Below are 22,450 nucleotides of genomic sequence, written 5' to 3'. Positions count from 1 at the left end.
GCCCACGCTCCTAGGAGCGTGGGCCGCACAGGGCCCTGTGGAATATCCCCAAGCCGTGCAGCCCTTGCCTGACGGTGCAGTGGTGGGGTGGCCAAGGTGATTCCCTAGTTCAACGGCCCGCCCGCCTGAAGCAAGCTCGCGCAGCGCGCGATGCAGGCGGCCGTGCGCGACGCACAGGCGATTCGTCGATCCTTCGTTCGACCAGGAAAACTGCATGAGTTCCGGACTTCATGACCTGCCCACCGCGGTGCCCATGACACGGCCTGCGCTGCCATGGCGTGCCACCGGCGCCACGCTCCTGGCGCTGATGGTGGCCGCTTGCGGGGGCGGCGGCGGTGGCGGGTCGGACCCTCCGCAGCCGCCGGCGTCCTATCAGCTCACGGTCTCTCCCGGGACCGCCTCGGCCACTGGCGCGCAAGGCACGGCCATCACCTTGACCGTTACGGGAACGGTCAACCGCCCCGTGACGGAAGCGGTCAACTTTGGTGTGGTCGTCAACGACGAAGTGATCTCTCCGCAGATCACCGTCTCAGCCGCGTCGTCCACCGTCTACAACGTCACCATCCAAACGCAGACCAACGTGCCGGCGGGCACCTACAGCGGCACGCTGCAGCTTCGCGCCTGCACCGATTCGGCCGTCACCTGCCAGTCACCCGTGTCAGGCCTGCAAGCCAGCGTGCCCTATCAGGTGACGGTCAGCCCACCGGCGAGCTATCTGCCGTCGGGCACGTTTGCGAACCAATGCACCTCGGTCAACGCTCGAAAGATGTGGGTGCGTTCTTACGTGAATGAAGCCTATCTGTGGTACGCAGACGTTCCCAACACCAATGCCGCCCTGCATCCCACACCGGAAGCCTACTTCGACGCGCTTCTCGTCACGACCCCGACAGCCTCGGGCAAGCCCCGCGACCAGTTCAGCTTCACTTACGACACCGCAGCCTGGAATGCCCTCATCAACTCGGGGGAGTCCGCGAGCTACGGCATGGCGCTGTCCATCGTGCCGGGCACGCGCATCGTTCGTGTCAACTATGTGGAACCGGGCTCGCCGGCCGCTGCGCAGAACGTCACCCGCGGCGACACCATCACGGCTGTCGACAACCTCAGTGTGAACACGGCCAGCGCGGACTTTCTCAATGCGGCACTGTTTCCATCGCAGACGGGCCGCTCGCACACCTTCACCTTGCAGCCGGTCTCAGGCCCCTCGCGCACCGTGGCGCTGACATCCGCCATCGTCACCAGCACGCCCGTCCCGCGGACAGAGGTGATCAACACCTCCAGTGGCCGCGTGGGCTACATCCTCTTCAACGACCACCTGGCGTCGGCGCAGAACCCGTTGATCGCGGCGATTCAGACCCTGAAGAATGAAGAGGTGACCGACCTGATCCTGGATCTGCGCTACAACGGCGGCGGCTTTCTGTTCATCGCCGCCCAATTGGGCTACATGATCGGCGGCTCGCCCACCGAGGGCAAACGCTTCGAGAAACTGCTCTTCAACGACAAGCGGGTGGCCGACAACAGCGATCCCGCGAACGATACCCAGTTCCTGCCTTTTGCAGTCGACAACAGCCTCAACCTCACGACGACGCGGTTGCCCACGCTCGGTCTGAAGCGGGTGTTCGTGCTGACCAGCGGAGATACCTGCTCGGCCAGCGAATCGGTGATCAATTCCCTGCGCGGCGTGGATATCGAGGTGGTGCAGCTGGGAGGCACGACCTGCGGCAAGCCCTATGGCTTTACCGCGCGCGACCACTGCGGCACCAGTTACTTTCCGATCGAGTTCCAGGGCATCAATGCCAAGGGGTTCGGCAACTATGCCGACGGGTTCGCACCCACCTGTTCGGTGGCCGACGATCTGTCGCAACCGCTCGGCAGTCCGTCGGAGGGCATGCTGGCGGCGGCATTGAAGCGGCGCGCCACCGGACAGTGCCCGGTGCTCTCGGTGACCAAGTCGACCGAAGCGATCGGCAGCGTTCCGGATGGGCGGCTCGTGCGGAGTCCGGCCCGCGAGAACCGGCTGCTGGTGCGCTGAAGCGACGCTGACGCGTCGTTCACGCTTGCGAGGGTGAGAGCGGACCGGCCGGTTGGGCCGGTTGCCGCCTGCCCTGGCCGACAATCCCTCCCGATGTCTGCCGTGCTCAACGCCGAACCCGCCGCCGCGCAGCAGGTGCTGCAGCAGGTTTTTGGCTATCCCGCCTTTCGCGGCCCGCAGGCGGCCATCGTCGAGCACGTGTGCGAGGGCGGCGATGCGCTGGTGCTCATGCCCACCGGTGGCGGCAAGAGCCTGTGCTACCAGGTGCCGGCCATCGTGCGCCACCGCGCCGGCCGCGGCGTCACCGTCGTCGTGAGCCCGCTGATCGCGCTCATGCACGATCAAGTGGGCGCCCTGCACGAGGCCGGCGTGGCCGCGGCCTTCCTGAACAGCACGCTCGATGGCGACGAGGCGCGCCGCGTCGAGCGCGAGCTGATGGCCGGCCGCACCGTGCTGCTGTACGCCGCACCCGAGCGCGTGCTCACGCCGCGCTTCCTGGCGCAGCTGCAAAGCCTGCACGAGCGCGGCCTCCTGAGCCTGTTCGCCATCGACGAGGCGCATTGCGTCAGCCAGTGGGGCCACGACTTCCGCGAGGAATACCTGGGCCTGGGCGCGTTGGCCGAGCAGTTCCCGGGCGTGCCCCGCATGGCGCTCACGGCCACGGCCGACGCGCATACCCGGGCCGACATCGTCGAGCGGCTGGCGCTGCAGTCGGCGCGGCTCTTCATCTCGAGCTTCGACCGCCCCAATATCCGCTACACCATCGCCGAGAAGGACGATCCGCGCAAGCAGCTGCTGCGCTTCATCCGCGACGAGCACGAGGGCGACGCGGGCATCGTCTACTGCCAGAGCCGCCGCAAGGTGGAGGAGACGGCCGACTGGCTGCGGGCCGAGGGCATCAGCGCCCTGCCCTACCACGCGGGCCTGGACTCGGCCCTGCGCGCCCGCCACCAGGACCGCTTCCTGCGAGAGGATGGGCTGGTGATGGTGGCCACCATTGCCTTCGGCATGGGCATCGACAAGCCCGACGTGCGCTTTGTGGCGCATCTGGACCTGCCCAAGAACATCGAGGCCTACTACCAGGAGACGGGCCGCGGCGGCCGCGACGGCCTGCCCGCCGACGCCTGGATGACCTACGGGCTGCAGGACGTCGTCAACCAGCGCCGCATGATCGACGAGGGCGAGGCCGGCGAGGACTTCAAGCGCCTGCAACGCAGCAAGCTCGACGCGCTGCTCGCGCTGTGCGAGGCCCACGACTGCCGGCGCGTGCGTCTGCTGGCCTACTTCGGAGAAGTTTACACGGGCCCCCAGGCTCGCGATGCTCGCCACCCCCCGGGGGGGCTCGAGCCCGACCGGGAGACCCGGATCGGGCTCGGGGCGGGCCCCCAGGGCGGGCCGGGGCGGGTGGTCTGCCTGAACTGCGACAACTGCCTGAACCCGCCCGCCACCTGGGACGCCACCGAGGCCGCGCGCAAGGCGCTGTCGGGCATCTACCGCTTTCGCGGCGCCGCCGGCTCGGGCCGTTACGGCGCCGGCCACCTGATCGACGTGCTGCGCGGCAAGCGCACCGAAAAGGTGGCGCAGCACGGCCACGACCACCTCTCCACCTGGGGCATCGGCGCCGACGTGTCCGAGGCGCAGTGGCGCGGCGTGCTGCGCCAGCTCATCGCTCTGGGCCACGTGGTGGCCGAGGGCGAGTACGGCACGCTGGCCCTCACCGACAGCGCGCGCGCCGTGCTGCGCGGCGAGTTGCCGGTGAGGCTGCGCCAGCCGGCCGAGGCCGCACCGCGCGGCCGTGTGCGCAAGGAGCGCGGCACAGCGGGCGCCGGCAAGCCGCCGCCGCTGCCGCTGGACGCATCCGCCACCGAACGCTTCCTGCGGCTGAAGGCCTGGCGCGCCGAGGTGGCGCGCGAGCACAACCTGCCAGCCTACGTGGTGTTCCACGACGCCACGCTGGCCGAGATGGCGCGCGAGCAGCCGGCCAGCCTGGCGGCCCTGGGCGCGATCAGCGGCGTGGGCGCGAAGAAGCTCGAAGCCTATGGCGCTGAGATCCTGCGGCTGCTGCGCGAGGGCTGACCGCCTCCGTTCGGGCTGGCCCCCTCCGTTCGGGCTGGCCCCCCGTTCAGGCTGACCCCCCACCGTTCGGGCTGAGCCTGTCGAAGCCCTGTTCAGGCCAGCAGCCGCTGCAGCTCGCCCGAGGCGATGAGCGCTTCCAGATCCTGAGCACCGCCCACGAGCGTGCCGCGCACAAACACCATCGGGAAGGTGGGCCAGCCGGTCCACATCTTCAGCGCATTGCGCCGCCGCCACTGCGCGGTGTAGCTGCCGTACGCCAGGTATTGGTGCGGCACGCCCGCGGCCTGCAGCGCGCGGCGGGCCCGCTTGCAGAACGGGTTCCAGGCCATGCCCACCACCACCACGGGCTGGGTGGCGACGGCGGCCTCGACCTCCCGCACGAGGTCGGCGTGGTCGGCGGCCACGCGGGCGCGGATGGCGGGGTGGAGGCGGTGCTCCGGCAGGCTGGGGCGACTCATGTCAGCATTGTCGCCCCCGAACGACACCCCACCAAGGACACGATCCATGACCAAGCTCTACTACAGCCCTGGCGCCTGCTCGCTGTCGCCGCACATCGCGCTGCGCGAGGCCGGCCTGCCCTTCTCCCTGGTGCTGGCCAGCACCAAGACCAAAAAGCTCGCCGACGGCACCGACTTCAACACCATCAACCCCAAGAGCCAGGTGCCGGTGCTGGAGTTCGACGACGGCCAACGCCTCACCGAAGGGCCGGCCATCGTGCAGTGGATCGCCGACCAGGCGCCCGCCACCGGTCTGGCGCCGGCCGCCGGCACGATGGCGCGCTACCGCCTGATGGAGTGGCTGAACTTCATCACCAGCGAGCTGCACAAGGGCTTTTCGCCGCTGTTCACCCCCGGCATGCCCGACGAGGCCAAGGCCATGGCCCGCGCCCGGCTCGGCGACAAGCTGGCCTGGGTGGACCAGCAGCTCGCCGGCAGGCCCTACCTGATGGGCGAGGGCTTCACGGTGGCCGACGCCTACCTCTTTACCGTGGCCGGCTGGGGCAAGTACGTGGGCGTGGACACCGCGCCGCTGGCCCAGCTTTCGGCCTTCATGGGCCGCGTGGCGGCGCGGCCGGCTGTGCAAGAGGCGCTGAAGGCGGAAGGGCTGCTGAAGTAGCGCGAACGGGGTGTGGCGGACGGGCTCAGGCCGGCTTGCCCTCGGCCGGCTTGAGCAGTGCCCGGCAGGTGGCCTGCTGGCCGTCGGCCGCATCCACCTTGGCGCAGATGCCGTCGAGCTGGCGCTGCAGCCGTGCCAGCACGGCGGCCCGGCTGCCGTCGGCGTTCCACGTCGCCAGCTTGGCGGCCACGCGCTGGTAGCTGCGCGCGCTGCGGCCCTCGAAGGCGGCGCTGTCCTTGGCGGCCTCGGCCAGCAGCGCGGCGGCGGCCTTCTCGATGCGCGCCGTCTCGGCTGGCGCGAGGTCGATCAGCGCGTTGACGTAACCCGCGCCCCACTGCACGCGCGTGGCCGGACCGACGGCCTGGGCGTAGCTCTGCCCGTACCACTGCAGCGCCTCGGGCGTGCGGCCCAGGCGGCGGTAGTTGCCGGCGAGCTGGCTCATCAGGTAGTAGGGCGAGTGGCTCCTGGCGAGGTTGCTCTTCAGCAGCGCCTCACTCTCGCTCCACAGCCCGGCGCGCGCCAGCACCGCGGCGCCGAAGGTGATGACGGCCTGGCGTTCGTAACCGTCACGGATATCGCGGTCGGCCGCGCCCACCAGCTGGCGCACGTCGGCCACCAGCGCGGGCGCCAGCTCCACCTGCACGGCATCCTTGGGCAGCGCCAGCCGCGCCAGCATCACGCGGCTGTACAGGGCGCCCATGCGGTCGTTGCGCGACAGCGTGGCGTCGGCCTGCAGGCGCTGCAGCACGGTATCGAACTGCGCCACGAGGGCGTCGCGCGCGGCACCGGCTTCGGGCTCCAGCACGCGCACCATCTCGGGGGCGCTGCCGCCGATGAGATCCACGTGGGAGCGCACCTGCGCAGCCGACGCCAGCACCTGCTGCACGCGCTGGCGCAGGGCGGCGTCGGGCTGGACGGCCTTGGCCGCGGGCGCGTCGTCGCTGGCGGCCAGGGCCTTGAGCCACAGCCGTGTGGTGGTGTCCGGCTCGGCGCCGGGGACGGCGGCGTGCGCGGCGGCCAGGCGGGCCAGCGTGGCCGCGGTGTCGGCCTTGGGCACGAGCTGGGACTCGCCGGTTTCCCAGGCGTAGTAGGCGAGCAGCCGCCAGTCGGCGGCGGCAATGGGCTTGCCGGCCAGCGCGTCGGCCAGCACGGCCTGGGCGGGGCGGCCCCCGTTGAGGCCACCTTGCAGCACGGCCAGCACCTGCGTCGCATCGACCTCGCCGGGCAGCCGCGTGATCTCTTGCCGATCGGGCGTGAACAGCACCACCGTCGGGTAGCCGCTCACCTTGAAGCGGCTGCTCACGCGCTGCGCGCCGGGGCGGTCGCCGTCCACGTGCACGGCCACGAACTGGCGGGCGAGGTTGGCGAACTCCTGGCGGTTGAACAGCGTGGCCTTGAGCTGGTTGCACGGCGGGCACCAGCTGGCGCCCCAGTACATGAGCACCGGACGCTTCAGCCGCGCGGCCTGCGCGAAGGCGGCGTCGATCTCGGCGTCGGAGGCGGCGCTGATCCAGGGCAGGTTGGTGGACGGCAGGCCCTTGCTGCCGGCCGTGTTGGCGGCAGTGGCAGCGAGCGCGGGTCCGGGCGCCAGGGCCGCAGCGGCGGTGGCCAGCGCGAGGGCGGACAGCAAGAGCGCGCGCAGCGCACGCGCAGGCAGCGCAAGCGGGCGTCGGGGGGCAGGGCGCATCGGACGGTCTCCCGGCAGGGCGAAGCCGCGCATTGTGAGGCGGATGTCAGTCGACGACCTGCACGCCCTTCCAGAAGGCCATGTGGCCCTTGATCTGAGCCGCGGCGTCCTTGGGCTCCGGGTAGAACCACACGGCGTCGGGGTTGGCGTCGCCGTTGACGAACAGCGTGTGGTAGCTCGCCTGGCCCTTCCAGGAGCACATGGTCTTGGTGTTGCTGGGCAGCAGGTACTGGGATTTCACGGCCTCGGCCGGGAAGTAGTGGTTGCCTTCGACAACCACCGTGTCGTGGCTCTCGGCCACGACGGTGCCTTTCCAGATGGCTTTCACGCGGCGCGCTCCTTCGGTGTGGGGCCTGCAGGCTACAGTGCCCGGCATGGACACCGCAACCGCCTTCGTCACCACCTCGCGCGCCGTCGAGCGCCTCGTGCGGGGCCAGGCCACCTCGGACGGCGCGGGCGTCAGGCTGGTGCGCCTGCTCACACCCGATCTGCAGCGCCGGCTCGACCCCTTCCTGATGCTCGACGCCTTCGGTACCGACAACCCGGGCGACTACATCGGCGGCTTCCCCGACCACCCGCACCGCGGCTTCGAGACCGTGACCTGCATGCTGCAGGGCCGCCTGCGCCACCGCGACAGCGCCGGCAACACCGGCCTGCTGGTGCCGGGCGGCGTGCAGTGGATGACGGCCGGCCGCGGCGTCATCCACAGCGAGATGCCCGAGCAGCAGGACGGCGCCATGGAGGGCTTCCAGCTATGGCTGAACTTGCCGGCCAAGGCCAAGATGCAGCCGCCGTGGTACCGCGACTTGGCCCCGGACGAGGTCCCCGAATGGCGGGGCAGCGGCGTCACGGCGCGCGTGATCGCGGGCCGCACGCACGGCGTGGACGGCGCCGTGCAGCGCGCCGACACCGAGCCGCTGCTCATCGACCTGCACCTCGCGGCGGGCGCCCGCTTCGAGCAGCCGCTGCCCGCCACGCACAACGCCTTCGCCTGCGTCTACCGGGGCAGCCTCAGCGTGGCCGGCACCGAGTTGCAACGGGGCCGCATGGCCCTCTTCGCCAACCCGCGGCCCGACTTCAGCGTTGGCGGCGCGGGCACGGCCTTGGCCGATGGCGTGGTGCTGCAGGCCGGTGCCGAGGGGGCGTGTGCCCTGCTGGTGGCCGGCCGGCCGCTGCGCGAACCGATCGTGCAGCACGGGCCGTTCGTGATGAACACGCAGCAGGAGATCTTCGAGGCGGTCGAGGACTTCCGCGCCGGCCGCCTGGGCTGAGAGCCTGCGAACCGGTTTCAGTGCTTGGCCACGGCGTTGTCGACCACGACGATGCCTTCCCAGACGGTCACGCCGTGCATCAGCTCGTGGCTGGAGTCGAACCAGCCGCAACCCTGCTGCGGGTCGTCGCCAGTCTCGGCCGCTGGTGGCGGGTGATGTGGCGGGTGACGTGGCGGGAGAGGCTGCTGTGGCTGTGGCTGTGGCTGTGGCGGCGGCGGCGGCTGCGCGGGGTTGGGTTCGGGGTGCAACAGGCGGGTCAGCAGCGTGAACATGGCGGGCTCCGGGGGCGGGAGCCGCGATGCTCGGCAGCCGGCGCGGCCCCATCCATCGCCAGCGCGCGGGCCCGCGCGCGGGTGGCGGGTTCGGGTGCCCCCCGTGGGGGTGGAGGCCGTCGCCGCCTGAACGCCGGCGGGCTCTCAGCCCCCGAAAGGCTTCACGCCGAACAGCAGGCCGTGCGCCCAGAAGGCCATGACGGCCCAGGCCGCCACGCCGATGGCCACCGTGGCTGCGGTCGGCCCGGCCCGGCCTGCGGGCGCGACGGTGCCGGCGGCGCGGTCGCGCCCGCGGGCGGCACGGAAGCTCAGCACCGCCCAGAGCAGGAAGCTGCCGAACAGCAGGATGTCGGCGAGCATGCCGTTGGCCAGCAGGTGCGACAGCGCCCAGACCTTGACGCCCAGCACCATCGGGTGGCGCAGCCGCGCCTTGATGGCGTTGCCCGGCACGTAGGCCGCGGCCAGCAGCACGAACGACACCAGGGTCAGCAGCGCGGCGACGTGGCGCGTCCAGATGGGCGCTATCCACACGATCTGCGGGTTCTCGCGCGTGGCGCCGTAGCCCATGACGATGAGCACCAGCCCGGCCAGCGACAGCAGCGAGTACAGGCCCTTGTAGCCGCCGGCGCCGAGGCGGCCCTGCAGCGCGCTGCGCGGGCCTTCGCCGAGCACCCGCACCGAATGCGTGCCGAGAAACAGGATCAGGCCGAGGATCAGCAGCGTCATGGCAGTCGGGCGGGAAGAGCGGCGATGCGGTCGATTGTGGCCGGGGCCGGCGGGCTCTTTTTGCCTGGGGCTGTCGGGTCTATCGGCGGTGCGCGCCTGGTGGCGCCGCGGTCGACCACAATCGCGCCCGATTTCACCCCGCCCCACCCCCACCCGAGCCCTGCCGAAAGGACCCCGCCATGACGCCGCGACCCTCGTCCCTCCGCCGCACCCTGCTTGCGCTCGCCGCCGCAGGCCTGGCTGCCTACGCCGGCAGCGCCGCCGCGCAGGGCAACCCGCGGGTGCTGAACATCCTGAACTGGGCCGACTACATCGCGCCGGACACGATCGCCAACTTCGAGAAGGAAACCGGCATCAAGGTCAAGTACGACAACTTCGACTCCAACGAGACGCTGTTCGCACGCCTGGTGGCCGGCAAGACGGGCTACGACATCGTCGTGCCGGGTGCGCACTTCGCGCAAAAGGCCATCGAGGCCGGGCTGCTGCTGCCGCTGGACCGCAGCAAGCTGCCGAACTGGAAGAACCTCGACGCCGGTCTGCTGGCCAAGCTCGCCGAGGCCGACGCCGGCAACAAGCACCTGGTGAACTGGCTCTGGGGCTTCGTCACCGTGGGCGTGAACACCGCCAAGGTGAAGGCCGCGCTGGGCAGCACGCCGATGCCGGCCAACCCGCTGGACCTGGTGTTCAAGCCCGAGTACGCGAGCAAGGTCAAGAACTGCGGCCTGCACGTGCTGGACTCGGCCTCCGAGGTGGTGCCGGTGGCCATGCTCTACGCCGGCAAGGACGGCTTCAGCAACAACGCGGCCGACTACGACGCCGCCCGCGCGGTGCTGGCGGCGGCCCGCCCGAACATCACCCGCATCGCCTCGCCCGGCCCGATCAACGACTACGCCAACGGCAGCATCTGCGTGTCCATCGGCTACTCGGGCGACTTCCTGATCGCCAACCAGCGCGCCGCCGAAAGCAAGACCGGTCAGAAGATCGACGTCATGATCCCGCCGCGCGGCGCGACGCTGTTCTTCGACTCGATGGCCATCCCGAAGGACGCGAAGAACGTCGAGAACGCGCACCGGTTCATCGACTACATCCTGCGCCCGCAGGTGCATGCCGCGCTGACCAACCAGGTCTTCTACGGCAACCCGAACGCCGCGTCCAAGCCCTTCGTCAAGCCCGAGATCGCGAGCAACCCGGTGGTGTTCCCGCCGGAGTCTGAGCTGAAGAAGATGACCATGCCCAAGGTGCTCAGCCGCGAGGCCCAGCGCGTGCAGACGCGGGTGTTCACCAACTTCAAGGCCAACCGCCGCTGAGCGGGCCTGCCGGGCGGCCCGCGCGGGGCCTGACGCGGGGCCTGACGCGGGCCCTGACGCGGGCCGCCTATCATCCGGCGGCATGAAGCTGCTGAAGTTCGTGCTCGTGCCGCTGCTCGTGCTGGCCCTGCTGGCCGCGGCCTGGATCTGGGCGGCCCTGAGCTGGAACTACTCCGAGGGCGAGCGCGCCGGCTGGGTGCAGAAGCTCAGCAAAAAGGGCTGGCTGTGCAAGACCTGGGAGGGCGAGCTCTCGCTCGTCTCGCTGCCCGGCAGCACGGCGGAGAAGTTCCTCTTCACGGTGCACGACGACGCCGTGGCCGCCGACATTACGCGCCACATCGGCAAGCGCGTGGCGCTGCACTACGAAGAGAAGGTCGGCCTGCCCACCACCTGCTTCGGCGACACGCGGCACTTCGTCACCCAGGTCACGCTGACCGAAGACATCCCGCTCGGCCCCGGGATCAGCCTGCCGAACCCGGCGAGCGCGCTGCCGCCCGTGGCGCCGGCCGCCAACCGCTGAAAACCTGAACAGTGCGAGCGGCCCGGAGCGGTGCGAACAGCCCGGGCGGCTGCGACCTCAGGCTTTTTGCCAGACCACGGTCTTGCGCATGCCCACCCAGGCGTCGTAGTTCTTCGCGAACAGGTCCTCGATGCGGTTGCGCTTGACCTTGAAGGTCGGCGTGATGAGGTCGTTGTCCACCGTCCAGCCCTCGGCCGTGACGACCAGGCAGTCGAGCTGCTCGTGCGGGTCGAGCTGCTCGTTGATGGCCTTGACGTGGGCCGCGAGCGAGGCCTCGAGCTCGGAGCGGCCCTCGGCGCTGCCCGCCTTGCGGCTGGCATCGACGTTGAGCATGGCCAGCGCCAGCGGCTGCCCCAGGTTGGCGCCGGTGACGCAGCAGGCCTCGATGGCGCTGTGCATGACGAGCCGGTCCTCGATGGGCGCGGGCGCCACATACTTGCCCTTGCTCGTCTTGAACAGGTCCTTCACGCGGCCGGTGATCTTGAGGTTGCCCTCGCCGTCGAGCGTGCCCTTGTCGCCGGTGCGCAGCCAGCCGTCGTCGGTGAAGGCCTGCTTCGTGAGCTCGGGCTCCTTGTAGTAGCCGAGCATCAGGCAGGGCGCCTTCATCTGGATCTCGCCGGTGGCGGGGTCGATGCGGCATTGCACACCGTCGTAGGGCAGGCCCACGGTACCCGGGCGCTGCTTGCCCGGCAGCGTGGCGTGGCTGACGCCGCAGTTCTCGGTCATGCCGTAGACCTCGACGAGATCCAGTCCCAGCCTGTTGTACCAGCGCAGCAGGTCCGGCGGCATCGGCGCGGCACCGCCCGCGGCGAACGCGCACTCCTGCAGGCCCAGGGCGGTGAGGATCTTCTTGCGCACGATGCCGCCGAGGATGGGAATGGACAGCATCAGGTCCAGCTTCTTCGGCGGCATCTTGGCGCTGATGCCCTGCTGGAACTTCACCCACAGGCGCGGCACGCTGAAGAACACCGTGGGCCGTGCGCGCTGCAGGTCGGCGGTGAAGGTGTCCAGGCTCTCGGCGAAGTACAAGTGCATACCGGTGGCCAGGATGCCGTGCTCCACCAGCGCGCGCTCGGCCACGTGCGACAGCGGCAGGTAGCTCAGCATGCGCGCGCTGCGGTTGATGGCCGGCACGCGCTTCAAGCCGCTCTGCACACCCCAGGCGAAGGTGCCGAAGCTGTGCATCACGCCCTTGGGCGCACCCGTGGTGCCGCTGGTGTACATGATGGTGGCCAGCTCGTCGGCCGGGCGCACCGGGTTGCCCTTGAGCGGCTCGGTCCTGGCGACGATGGCGTCCCAGCCGGGATAGCTCTTCTTGGCGTCATCCGGGCTCAGCGGGTGGTGGATGCAGGGCAGGCCGGCAGGGATGCCGGGCTTCATGCCTTCCCAGCCGTCGAGCTTGCCCACGAACAGCAGCTTGCTCTCGCTGTGCTCGAGGATCTGGCGGATCGTGCCGGCGGCCAGCGTGGGGTACAGCGGCACCGAGACGAAGCCGCCCAGCCAGATGGCGAAGTCGCTCATCAGCCAGTGCGCCGTGTTCTTGCTCAGCAGCGCCACCTTGTCGCCAGGCTGCAGGCCCAGGCTCTGCAGGTGGGCGGCCATGCGGCGCGCCTGGTCCATCACCTGGCGCCAGGTGAACTCCACGACCTGCCCACCGCCCATCGGCTGCGTGAACGCGATCTTGTCGGGCGTCGTGCTTTCCCAGTGGTACAGCCGCTGCAGGGCCAGGGCGTCGAGCGATACGGAAACGGCCATGGGTGGACAGGCTCGGCAGCCCGCTCCGGGTTGATGCAAGTGCCGGCAGCGTACCCAAAGGCCCGGGCGGGCCGCCAGCGGGCTTTCCTCAGTCGGCGCGGTCTTTCGCCGCAGACTCGTTGCGCCGCGCCAGCTCGCTCTGCAGCGCCTGCAACACCCGGTCTGGCTCGAACCCGGCCTGCACGGCAATGGCCGCGGCCGCCGTCTCGGCGTCGTCGGGATCGGTCTCCACCAAATGGGCCAGGACCGACAGCGCGCACAGACCGCGCCGGGCAGGCGGCGGAGGCAGCTCGCGCGTGGCCTGAGCCGCGACGTGATGGCGCACGCTGTGCACGGCCGCCGCGCCCAGGCCCCAGCTCTCGCACAGCGCCGCGCCCAGCGCGTCGTGACTCACGCCAAAACCGGCGCGTTCCATCTCGGCCAGTGCGGCGTCGTCGGTGGCGGCGCGCAGCATGGCCCGGTAGTGGTCGGGCGCATGGCGGAACAGCACCGCCTTGCCGCACTCCTCGAACAGCCCCGCCGAGTGCGCCCCCCAGGCGTCCTCGGACAGCGGCTGCGCCAGCCGCGCCATGACCTTGCCCCGCCAGGCGGCCCGCTTCCAGATCGGGTCGAGCTCGCGCGCCGGTGCAAACGCCGCGCGCAGACCCATCTCGAAGGTGATCGCCGCGACCTCGCGCAGGCCCAGGTAGGTCATGGCCTGCTGCACGCTTTGCACCCGGCCCTTCAGGCCGTAGAGCGACGAGTTCAGCGCCCGCATCACCGCCGCGGCCAGCGCCATGTCGGACTGGATCAGCGCCGCCGCGGCCTGCAGATTGATGTCGTCCTCGGCCAGCAGCAGCGACAGTTGCAGCAGCGCGTGCGGCTGCGAGGGGATGTCGATGTCGAGCTTGCGGAGTTCGGGGTTCACGGACATGGCGGGGGGCGCAGCTGCCGAGGGCGGGGCTGGCGGCATCCTAGAAGCGTAGGCGGCAGAAATCCAGCCCCGCGTTGGGCCGGCGCGGGGCTGGATTTCTGCCGCCCACGCTCCCAGCCGTGAAAGTGAACGAGTGTCTTGGTGGTGCTCATCTCTTCGAGCGCCAGCAAGCCCTTCTCCCGGCCGTGACCGCTGCGCTTGGTGCCACCAAACGGCAGCTCCACGCCGCCGCCGGCGCCGTAGCCGTTCATGAACACCTGGCCGGCCTTCACGGCCTTGGCCACGCGCTGCAAGCGGCCGGCGCTTTCGGTCCACACGGCGGCCAGCAAACCGTAGTCGGTGCCGTTGGCCAGACGGATCGCATCGGCTTCGTCGTCGAAGGGCATCGCCGCCAGCACCGGGCCGAAGACCTCTTCTCGGGCCAGGGCCGCGTCGCGCGGCACAGGGCCGAACAGCGTGGGCCTGACGCAGCAGCCGGTCCTCGGCGCGTCTGCGGCAATCGAGCCTTCGGCCAGTACCGCGATGCCGGCGGCACGCGCCTGGTTCCGCGGCGACTTGCCGCCCAGCTCCAGCACGCACTTCACGGCGTTGCGGGCCGCCGCCTGCTGCACCAGCGTGCCCACCTCGTTGCTGCCGGTGAAGGAGATGAAGTCGATGCCCAGGTGCCCGGCCAGCGCCGCGCCGGCTTCTTCACCGAGGCCGGTGACGATGTGCAGCGCGCCCTCGGGCAAGCCCGCCGCGGTGGCCAGCTCGGCAATGCGCAGCGCAGACAGGCTGGTGTCCTCGGCCGGCTTCAGCACCGTGGCGTTGCCCATGGCCAGCGCCGGTGCCACGGTGCGGCCCCGCACCTTGATGTCGTTGCGTGCGGTCGTCATCGGCTTGCCGGTGTCGCGCGCCTCGATCTGCGCCAGTTCTTCCTCGTGCCCGAGCACCATCTCGCCGATCGTCACCAGCACCCGGCCGCGCTCGGTGGCCGTCATGCGGCCCCACGGGCCGTCGAGTGCCGCGCGTGCGGCGGCCACCGCCAGGCACTGTCGGCACGCAGCACCTCCGGAGGGAATTGGAAACTCGGCAACGGCGCCTTGCGCGCAGCGCAATGCAGGTCAGGCGGCGCCACAATCCCGCCATGCTGCCGGACATCGACTCCCTTGCGCTCTTCGTGCGAGCCGCCGACCTGGGCAACCTCACGCGTGCGGCCGAGGCCGGCCACATCACCGTGCCGGCCGCGAGCCGGCGCCTGTCTTTGCTGGAGCACCAGTTCAAGGCCACGCTGTTCGAGCGCCATTCGCGCGGCCTGCAGCTCACGCCCGCGGGCGACCATCTGCTGAGGCTGGCGCGCGAGGTGGTGGCGGGTGTGCACCAGATGCGCGCCGAGATGGCCAACTACGCCAGCGGTCAGCACGCGGTGCTGCGGGTGCACGGCAACACCTCGGCCATGACGCAGTTTCTGCCGGCCGACGTGGCGGGCTTCCAGGGGGCCCATCCCCAGGCGCGCATCGTGCTGGAGGAATGCTGGAGCGAGGAAGCCGTGCGCCGCGTGCGCAGCGGCGAGGCTGAGCTGGGCGTTGTCGTCGAAGGCTGCGACACCACGGGTCTGTGGACGCGCCCCTACCGCAGCGACCAGCTGGCCGCCGTCGTGCGCTGCGACGACACGCTCGATGCAGACACCGTGGTGTTCAACGACCTGCTCGAGCGCGACCTGGTCGGGCTCGAAGGCAGCAGCACCTTGACGCGCCTGCTCTCGGCCCAGGCGGCACAGCAGTCGCGCGCGATGGCGCTGCGGGTGCAGGTGCGCAGCTTCGAGGCCGTCTGCCGCGCCGTCGAGGCGCGGCTGGGCATCGGCATCCTGCCAATGGCGGCGGCCCGCAGCTTTGCCCCGTCCATGCAGCTGAAGGTGCTGCCGCTCAGCGACGATTGGGCCTTGCGGCGCATGCTGGTCTGCACGCGCAGCCAGCCGCCGGCGCGCACGCCGCTGGGCGAACTGGTCCTGTACCTGGAGACCGCCGCGGCGCAGGCCGCAGGCGGCTGAGCGTCACACCGGCACGTAGGGCCGGGTCTGCGCGAACGAAGCCCTCGCATTCCATGACGCCGCCAGCGCTGCCAAGCCCGGCGTGGCCGGCAGCCAGGGCTGGTCGGCAAAGCGCAACTGCTGATAGTCGTACAGCGTCACCGCTGTGATGGCGTCCAGAGTCGGCGGGCCGCCCCTGGCGATGGCCGCAGCCTGCGCTTCCAGGCGCTGCATGCCTTCGATCATCGAGCGCCGCCGCCGCAGGCCGACCGGCGTTTCATCAAACAGCACCGGCGCGGTGACTTTGCGCGTGATGATGGTCACCACCGCGGCTTCGATCGCGCCCATCGCCACGCCGGCGCGCGACAGCACGCCGGCGGCAGCCGACGCAGGCCCCAGCAGGCTGGGGTTGTCGGGCGCCGGGCGCACGGCTTCCAGCCACTGCACGATGAGCAGGGCCTCGGTCAGCGGCGTGCCGTCGTCCAGCACCAGCGTGGGCACGCGTGTGGCCACGTTGGCCGCGCGCAGGCGCGTGTCGTCGGCCCAGGGGTCGACGATCACGGGGTCGAGGTCGAAGCCCTTCTCGATCAGCGCCACGCGCGCAATGCGCACGAAGGGCGAGGTGGTGTTGGCCAGCAACTGCATAGGTGGTCTCCAGTCGATTCAAGCGGCCGCCGCGGAGCCGGCTCTGCCGGGCCGCTGGCGGCGCCCCCTGGGGGGAGCGCCGCAGGCGCTGCGGGGGGGTCAAGGGATCGCGCCCAGTTGCTTGAGCATGCCCAGGTTGTCCAGCAGCGCCCAGTGCTCCACGAGCACGCCGTCGCGGATCTGGAACAGGTCGAGCACGCCAATGTCGATGCGCCGGCCGGTGGCGGCCATGTCGCCGAAGGCGCCCGTGTGGGTGGCCTGCACGCGCAGGCGCACCAGCACCTTCTCGCCTTCGGCCACAAAGTCCTGCAGCGGCAGCTCCATGTCGGGGAATGCCGGCAGCAGCGCATCGTGCAGTTGCGCCACGCCCTGCGGGCCGCGCACCTCGAACGGCAGGCCCGGGTCGTGCCGCACGAAGTCGGGTGCGATGTGCCGGGCCATCCACGCGGTGTCCCGCGCGAGGAAGGCCTTGAAGTAGTCGCGGCAGATCTGCTTGTTGGTTTCCAGGGTGCTCATGGTGTCTCCTCTCGGCTTGGGTTCAAGCAGCCACGGCATCGAAGCCGAGCCGCGGGAAGTGGATGTGCAGGTCGCCGGCTTGCGTGTCATGGCGGTGGATGACGATCTCATCACTGCCGGCGGCGACGAGTCGGCCCTGCACCGACACGCGGGCGTTGTCGTCGGGCGTGACGGCCACCATCGACCCCGCCTTCAAGCCGCCGCCATCGCCGCCGCCATCACCATCCGCGTGAAGGTGCGTCACCGGCAGCGGCTGCGCACGGCACGCCGCCTCGAAGGCTTGCTCGGCCGTCATCGGCGTCGGCGTGCCCTGGCCGAAGGCCTCGATGCGCTCGTACCAGGGCACCAGCGGTGCCAGGCCCAGCAGCGCTTCCACCTCGGGCGGACAGTTCTTGCGCAGCAGCCAGATCGTCTGCCAGCAGGCCAGGTCGGCCGCGCTGGGCGCGTCGCCAAACAGGAAAGGCCGCGCGCCGAGCGCCCGGTTCAGCCACGCGATCTGCGCGCGCACGAACTGCACGTGGGCACCGAATTGCGGCGCCATGGCCTCTTTGCTGATGTCCAGCATCAGGTAGCCCTCTTTGCGGTCCTTCAGAAACTCGGGTGGGATGTGCTCGCCGATGTAGTGCACCAGCACGCCGATGGTGGGGATCCACATCTGGCGTTCCCAGGCGAAGCCCAGACCCTGCGCCACGCCCTCGCTGCCACGCGGGGTGAGCGTCTTCGTGGGGTGCAGGCGGTCGAGCGCCGGGAGGATCACGTTGGTGTCGCAGTAGATGTCGGCCCCCACCTGCAGCACCGGCGCGCGGCGGTAGCCGCCGGTCAGTGGCGTCAGCAGCGGGCGCGGCGGCAGGCCGGCGATCTCGACCGATTTCCACGCCAGGCCCTTGTAGCCCAGTGCGGCGCGCACCTTCTCGCTGAAGCTGGAGAAGGGGTAGTGGTGCAGGATGATGTCGCTCATGGTGGTGCCCTTGGAATGCTCAATACATGATGTGGCCACCGTCGACGACGATGGTCTGGCCGGTGACGAAGGCGGCAAGGTCGCTCATCAGATAAAGCGCCGTGCCGACGAGGTCGTCGGGGCGCTGTTCGCGTGAGATCGCCCGCGCCTTCAGAAAGCTCTGCTGCCATTCGATGGGGCGGTTCTTGGTGGCGTCGGTGATCACGAAGCCCGGCGCGATGACGTTCACCCGCACGCCGTGGGGGCCGCACTCCTTGGCCAGACCCTTGGTCATCGACAGCACCGCGCCCTTGGTGGCCACGTAGTGCAGGTAGCCCGGCTGCCCGGCCACCGCCACGACCGAGGCGATGTTGACGATGGCGCCCGACTTCCGCTCGCGCATCGCCGGCATCACCGCCTTGCAGCAGTGCCACACGCCCTTCACGTTGACCTGGAAGATGCGGTCCCACTGCGCCGGATCGAGTTCTTCGAAAGGCGTGAGCTTGACCTCGCGGAAGTACGCCGCGTTGTTGACCAACCCGTCGATGCGCCCGAAGCGATCGAGCGCGGCACGGGCCATGGCCTGGCACGACGCATCGTCGGCCACGTCCACGCGCACCGCCAGCGCGTGGCCGCCCTCGGCTGCGATGGTGGCCACGGTCTCGTCGGCTGCGTTCATGTCGGCGACGACGACGTTGGCGCCCTGCGCCGCAGCGCCGATGGCAAAGGCCTGGCCGATGCCGGTGGCCGCACCGGTGACGATGATGGTGCGCCCGGCGAGCAGATCGTGGCTGTTCATGGGGTTTCCTTGAGAAGCGCGGAGACCGAAGCTGCCAAGGGCCAGGGTTGTCTCCATTGCGTGTCGTTGTGGCGGCGGACTGTGGCGCGCGCCTTGCGCTGCTGCCATTTCAAAGTCGTTCATGCAGCGTTGTTGCTGCGGCAACGGGTGCGTTTCGGTGGCGTGAACTCAGGTTTCGCACAAAAGCAATTCCTGGAGCGCGGCGCCGCTTCCCACAATCGGCGCCATGCACTGGCCCACCGGGCCCACCGGGCCCAGCGAGCCTTGAGCAAGGAGAAGTCATGTCCAACGCAGACCCCAATCTGTCGCCAGCGCAGCGGCCGTTGCAGGGCCTGCTCGTCGTGGCGCTGGAACAAGCCGTGGCGGCGCCCTACTGCAGCAGCCGGCTGGCCGATGCGGGTGCGCGTGTGATCAAGATCGAGCGCCGTGAAGGCGACTTCGCACGCGGCTACGACCGCACGGTGCACGGCGAGTCGTCGTACTGGGTGTGGATCAACCGGGGCAAGGAGTCGATTGCGCTGGACGTCAAGCAGCCCGCCGACCTGGCCCTGCTTCAGAACATGCTGGCGACCGCCGACGTGTTCATCCAGAACCTGGCACCCGGCGCGGCGGAACGGCTGGGCCTGGGTTCGGCGGCGCTGCGCGAACGCCACCCGCGCCTGATCACCTGCGACATCAGCGGCTACGGCGACGAGGGTCGGCTGTTCGACCTGAAGGCCTACGACCTGCTGGTGCAGGCCGAGAGCGGCCTGATCTCGGTGAGCGGCCCCCCGGGGCAGGGCGTGGATTCACTCGGACGCATCGGCGTCTCGCTGTGCGACATCAACGCGGGGCTGAATGCACTGATCGGCATCCAGCAGGCGCTGATCCAGCGCGGTCGCACGGGGCGCGGCTCAGCCGTCAAGGTGTCGCTGTTCGGCTCGGCCGCCGAGTTGATGGCGGTGCCCTATCTGCAGACGCGCTACGGCGGGCGCCCGCCCGACCGCGTGGGCCTGAAGCACCCGACGATCGCCCCCTACGGCGCCTTCACCTGCGGCGACGGCCGCGACATCGTGATCTCGATCCAGAACGAGCGCGAGTGGGCCGACTTCTGCCGCCTGGTGCTGCGCCGGCCCGAGTTGCTTCAGGACCCGCGCTGCGCCGGCAACGCCGCGCGCGTGGCTCACCGCGACTTCGTCGATGGCGTCACGGCCGAGGTTTTCGGGGCCTTGCCCAGCGGTGACCTCGTCGACCGCCTGACCGCGGCGCAGACGGCCTACGGCCACGTCAACGCCGTGCACGACCTGATCGCTCACCCGCAGTTGCGCACCCGGCGCATGCCGGTGGGCGGCCACGTGGTCGAGGTACCCGCAGCGCCCTGGGGCACGGAGTGGGACGGCGACACCTTCGCGGCCGCACCCGCGCTCGATGCCCACGGCGCAGCGATCCGCGCGGAGTTCGCGCCGCAGCCCGAAACCGCCCTGCGCTGAAGGCCCGAGCGGCCCGCCGATGGAGTGACGCCACGACAGCGGCGCCCCGACAGCAGTTTCCGTGGGCGATCAGCCCGCAAAGGCACGCCCTCTGAGGCGTGACGCGTGACGCCATGGACAAGAAGTGCACGCCGCTCACCTGGGAGTTGCATCTTCCGGCGTTGCTGCAAACCATCCCGTCCAGCCGGTCTGTCACCTTCGGGTTCTGAAGACCGTCTGCAAGGGCGGTCAAGCCGCTTCGTTTTGGCCCGGACGAACAACCGCCATTCAGACCTTCATTGCAGTCCGGGCGGTGTCTCAGCCACTCCTGCGCGCCAGTCTCATTGCTTCTGCGCGAGTCTCAACAACCATGGCGCGCATCGCCCACGTCGGGCGCAGCAATTGCTGAAACAGGATGGCCACTCGGTTACCTCCAAAGCTCCACTCTACGCGCAACAGGTGGATCAGGAAGGCTGCAGCAGTTAACGAGACTGGCGCGCAGTCGCGCAGAAGTTCCTGCACCAAGCACTCCGGGCATCCATACCCGGCATGCACTGGCCTTGCCGGTTTGGGGCGTGGGTGCAGGTACGCTTAGCATGAAGAAAGGTCCGCAGAGTGCGGCTGCACCCAGACCCACCCATGTCACGCTCCGAACGACTGCTCGATTTGCTCCAGCTGCTTCGTCGACACCGCCAAGCGGTCAGCGGCTCAGCCATCGCGCTTGAGTTGGGCATCAGCCTTCGGACCTTGTATCGCGACATCGCAACCCTCCAATCGCAGGGCGCTTGCATAGACGGCGCGCCGGGTCTGGGCTACGTGATGAAGCCCGGCTTCACCCTGCCGCCGCTGATGTTCTCCGCTGACGAGGTCGAGGCCCTGGTGCTGGGGTCGCGGTGGGTCGCAGACCGCGGCGACGAACGCCTGGCCGCTGCGGCACGCGATGCAATGGCCAAGATTGCCGCCGTGCTGCCGAACGATCTTCGCCACGAATTGGAGACTTCAGCCTTGCTCGTCGGCCCGGGCGCGCCTATCGCCGCTGGCGATGTCGAGGTGGCGACAATCCGAAACGCAATTCGAACCGAACACAAACTCGAAATCCGCTACCGGGACGCTGCCGCCAATGACAGCTTGCGCACCATCTGGCCTTTTGCCCTCGGGTACTTCGACCGCGCCCGCGTGGTTGTCGGCTGGTGTGAGTTGCGCCTGTCCATCAGGCACTTCCGCACCGACCGGATCATGAGCCTGACGCTGTCAGGCGTCCGTTATCCGCGTCGTCGCCAAGCCATGATGAAGGAGTGGCGGGAGCAGGAAGGCATCCCTGAACGATAGAGGACAACCCGACGATCAACTGCTGCCAGAAATTGACATGGGTTGTTCCTAGGATGAGCGCACCGAACGAAGCAGTTCGCCACCCCAGCTCAAGGAAAGCCCCATGTCCGATCCGAACTTTGTCATCCTCTATGTGAAGAGCCCGACTGACAGCGTCGTGTTCTATGCCGACCTGCTCGGCAAGGCGCCGGCGGAAGCGTCCCCAACCTTCGCGCTGTTTGCGCTGGACTCCGGCACGATGCTGGGGCTGTGGGCTGCGCACACAGTCGAGCCGGCGGCCACCGCGGTGGGGGGTGCAGAAATCGCGTTCGCGGTGAACGGTTTGGAAACGGTCAAGTCCATGCACGCCGCCTGGAGCGCAAAGGGCCTGAAGATTGCGCAAAGGCCGGCAGGCATGGACTTCGGTTTCACCTTCGTCGCGCTCGATCCGGACGGCCACCGTCTGCGCGTCTTTGCGCCGGGTGCCGCATGAGGCCCAGTGGCCACCCGCCTGCCGAGAAGCCGCAGTGGGCAGCGGGGAGTGCGCGATGAGCGCCAATTGGGTTGCGGTGGCATCGGCCGAACACGTAGCCTACGGCCGCGAAACTGGCTTCATGCAGGTTTGTCACGGCAAGGCGGCTCCGCTGCGCCGAGTTCACCCCGGAGATCGCGTTGTGTACTACTCGCCTTGCTCAGCTTTCCGCGGCAAGGACAAGTTGCAATCCTTCACGGCAATTGGCGTGGTTCAGGCGGGCGAGCCCTATGAGTTCGACATGGGGGGCGGCTTCCGTCCGTTTCGGCGGAACGTGACGTGGTTCGAGGCCATCGAAACGCCGATCCAGCCCTTGCTCAACAGGCTCGAATTCTCGTCAGGGGTTCGCAACTGGGGATACCAATTTCGCTTCGGGCTGTTTGCGATCAGTGGGCCAGATATGGACATCATTTCCTCAGCCATGCGAGTGCCCGTTGGCGCTTGACTAGGCGCTGCCTCGTCGACGCTTTGTCTTGACCTGCTCGATTGCGAGTCGGCAGGTCACTGGGTCCACTGTGGCAATGGACGGCAACTGAACGACAGGTTTGTGAATGCGTCCCGCGCGGCTAAGGGTCGGTACTACCG

General features: G+C 69.6%; 23 protein-coding genes. 11 read left to right on the top strand and 12 right to left on the bottom strand.

Annotation, left to right across the window (positions count from 1 at the left end):
• Window positions 1–214 precede the first annotated feature (214 nt).
• Together KA711_05400 and KA711_05395 are read left to right on the top strand one after the other, a co-directional pair.
• Window positions 215–2,029 carry a peptidase S41 gene (locus KA711_05400; protein MCM0608420.1) on the top strand — a complete coding sequence of 605 codons (1,815 nt, stop codon included), beginning with the start codon at window positions 215–217 and terminating at the stop codon, window positions 2,027–2,029.
• Between the two features lie 93 nt (window positions 2,030–2,122).
• On the top strand, window positions 2,123–4,105 hold the full coding sequence (locus tag KA711_05395) for a RecQ family ATP-dependent DNA helicase (GenBank protein ID MCM0608419.1): 1,983 nt from the start codon (window positions 2,123–2,125) through the stop codon (window positions 4,103–4,105).
• Window positions 4,106–4,197: 92 nt separating this feature from the next.
• Here KA711_05395 and KA711_05390 read toward each other — a convergent pair whose 3' ends face one another.
• Window positions 4,198–4,563, bottom strand: coding sequence for a glutaredoxin (locus KA711_05390; GenBank protein ID MCM0608418.1), 366 nt, complete (start codon window positions 4,561–4,563; stop codon window positions 4,198–4,200).
• A gap of 46 nt (window positions 4,564–4,609) precedes the next feature.
• Between KA711_05390 and gstA the strand changes: the two genes are divergently transcribed.
• The gene (gene gstA / locus KA711_05385; protein MCM0608417.1) at window positions 4,610–5,221 is read left to right on the top strand and encodes a glutathione transferase GstA; all 612 of its coding nucleotides are present in this window, start codon (window positions 4,610–4,612) and stop codon (window positions 5,219–5,221) included.
• Window positions 5,222–5,246: 25 nt separating this feature from the next.
• Here gstA and KA711_05380 read toward each other — a convergent pair whose 3' ends face one another.
• Entirely contained in the window at window positions 5,247–6,908 is a 1,662-nt protein-coding gene (locus KA711_05380) for a thioredoxin family protein (protein MCM0608416.1), read from the bottom strand.
• A gap of 46 nt (window positions 6,909–6,954) precedes the next feature.
• Window positions 6,955–7,236 carry a DUF427 domain-containing protein gene (locus KA711_05375; protein ID MCM0608415.1) on the bottom strand — a complete coding sequence of 94 codons (282 nt, stop codon included), beginning with the start codon at window positions 7,234–7,236 and terminating at the stop codon, window positions 6,955–6,957.
• 46 nt (window positions 7,237–7,282) lie between these two features.
• On the opposite strand from KA711_05375, the gene KA711_05370 reads away from it, so the two are divergent.
• Window positions 7,283–8,179 (top strand): pirin family protein, encoded by an 897-nt coding sequence (locus KA711_05370; protein ID MCM0608414.1) that lies wholly within the window; start codon window positions 7,283–7,285, stop codon window positions 8,177–8,179.
• Window positions 8,180–8,196: 17 nt separating this feature from the next.
• On the opposite strand, the gene KA711_05365 is transcribed toward KA711_05370, so the two are convergent.
• Window positions 8,197–8,451, bottom strand: coding sequence for a hypothetical protein (locus tag KA711_05365; protein ID MCM0608413.1), 255 nt, complete (start codon window positions 8,449–8,451; stop codon window positions 8,197–8,199).
• 144 nt (window positions 8,452–8,595) lie between these two features.
• Complete coding sequence (locus KA711_05360; protein MCM0608412.1) at window positions 8,596–9,177, bottom strand: NnrU family protein; 582 nt, start codon at window positions 9,175–9,177, stop codon at window positions 8,596–8,598.
• Between the two features lie 179 nt (window positions 9,178–9,356).
• Here KA711_05360 and KA711_05355 point away from each other — a divergent pair, with 179 nt between their 5' ends.
• Window positions 9,357–10,484: an extracellular solute-binding protein gene (locus KA711_05355; protein ID MCM0608411.1), complete on the top strand. Its 1,128-nt coding sequence runs from the start codon at window positions 9,357–9,359 to the stop codon at window positions 10,482–10,484.
• Between the two features lie 82 nt (window positions 10,485–10,566).
• Window positions 10,567–11,004, top strand: coding sequence for a hypothetical protein (locus KA711_05350; GenBank protein ID MCM0608410.1), 438 nt, complete (start codon window positions 10,567–10,569; stop codon window positions 11,002–11,004).
• A 57-nt stretch (window positions 11,005–11,061) separates the two neighbouring features.
• Here KA711_05350 and KA711_05345 read toward each other — a convergent pair whose 3' ends face one another.
• The 3 genes from KA711_05345 to KA711_05335 form a co-directional block, all read right to left on the bottom strand.
• Window positions 11,062–12,759, bottom strand: a complete 1,698-nt coding sequence (locus tag KA711_05345) for an AMP-binding protein (protein MCM0608409.1) — start codon at window positions 12,757–12,759, stop codon at window positions 11,062–11,064.
• Between the two features lie 88 nt (window positions 12,760–12,847).
• Window positions 12,848–13,672 carry an HDOD domain-containing protein gene (locus KA711_05340; protein MCM0608408.1) on the bottom strand — a complete coding sequence of 275 codons (825 nt, stop codon included), beginning with the start codon at window positions 13,670–13,672 and terminating at the stop codon, window positions 12,848–12,850.
• Window positions 13,663–14,652, bottom strand: a complete 990-nt coding sequence (locus KA711_05335; GenBank protein ID MCM0608407.1) for an aldehyde dehydrogenase family protein — start codon at window positions 14,650–14,652, stop codon at window positions 13,663–13,665. Before KA711_05335 ends, KA711_05340 begins: the two co-directional genes overlap by 10 nt.
• A gap of 146 nt (window positions 14,653–14,798) precedes the next feature.
• Between KA711_05335 and KA711_05330 the strand changes: the two genes are divergently transcribed.
• Window positions 14,799–15,701: a LysR family transcriptional regulator gene (locus KA711_05330; GenBank protein MCM0608406.1), complete on the top strand. Its 903-nt coding sequence runs from the start codon at window positions 14,799–14,801 to the stop codon at window positions 15,699–15,701.
• A gap of 3 nt (window positions 15,702–15,704) precedes the next feature.
• Here the strand turns inward: KA711_05330 and KA711_05325 are convergent, their stop codons facing one another.
• The 4 genes from KA711_05325 to KA711_05310 form a co-directional block, all read right to left on the bottom strand.
• Complete coding sequence (locus KA711_05325; protein ID MCM0608405.1) at window positions 15,705–16,325, bottom strand: glutathione S-transferase N-terminal domain-containing protein; 621 nt, start codon at window positions 16,323–16,325, stop codon at window positions 15,705–15,707.
• Window positions 16,326–16,424: 99 nt separating this feature from the next.
• Window positions 16,425–16,841 carry an ester cyclase gene (locus KA711_05320; GenBank protein ID MCM0608404.1) on the bottom strand — a complete coding sequence of 139 codons (417 nt, stop codon included), beginning with the start codon at window positions 16,839–16,841 and terminating at the stop codon, window positions 16,425–16,427.
• 22 nt (window positions 16,842–16,863) lie between these two features.
• Window positions 16,864–17,799 (bottom strand): glutathione S-transferase family protein, encoded by a 936-nt coding sequence (locus KA711_05315; protein MCM0608403.1) that lies wholly within the window; start codon window positions 17,797–17,799, stop codon window positions 16,864–16,866.
• A gap of 19 nt (window positions 17,800–17,818) precedes the next feature.
• Window positions 17,819–18,577, bottom strand: coding sequence for a 3-oxoacyl-ACP reductase FabG (locus KA711_05310; protein ID MCM0608402.1), 759 nt, complete (start codon window positions 18,575–18,577; stop codon window positions 17,819–17,821).
• Between the two features lie 281 nt (window positions 18,578–18,858).
• On the opposite strand from KA711_05310, the gene KA711_05305 reads away from it, so the two are divergent.
• From KA711_05305 to KA711_05290, 4 genes are all read left to right on the top strand, one after another.
• Window positions 18,859–20,046 (top strand): CoA transferase, encoded by a 1,188-nt coding sequence (locus KA711_05305; GenBank protein ID MCM0608401.1) that lies wholly within the window; start codon window positions 18,859–18,861, stop codon window positions 20,044–20,046.
• Window positions 20,047–20,664: 618 nt separating this feature from the next.
• Entirely contained in the window at window positions 20,665–21,354 is a 690-nt protein-coding gene (locus KA711_05300) for a YafY family transcriptional regulator (GenBank protein MCM0608400.1), read from the top strand.
• 103 nt (window positions 21,355–21,457) lie between these two features.
• Window positions 21,458–21,826: a VOC family protein gene (locus KA711_05295; protein ID MCM0608399.1), complete on the top strand. Its 369-nt coding sequence runs from the start codon at window positions 21,458–21,460 to the stop codon at window positions 21,824–21,826.
• 55 nt (window positions 21,827–21,881) lie between these two features.
• Window positions 21,882–22,310, top strand: a complete 429-nt coding sequence (locus KA711_05290) for an EVE domain-containing protein (protein ID MCM0608398.1) — start codon at window positions 21,882–21,884, stop codon at window positions 22,308–22,310.
• Window positions 22,311–22,450: the final 140 nt, after the last annotated feature.

This window comes from Ideonella sp. WA131b, assembly GCA_023657425.1.
Classification (GTDB): Bacteria; Pseudomonadota; Gammaproteobacteria; order Burkholderiales; family Burkholderiaceae_C; genus Rubrivivax.
This window is presented reverse-complemented; position numbering and strand designations above follow the sequence as displayed.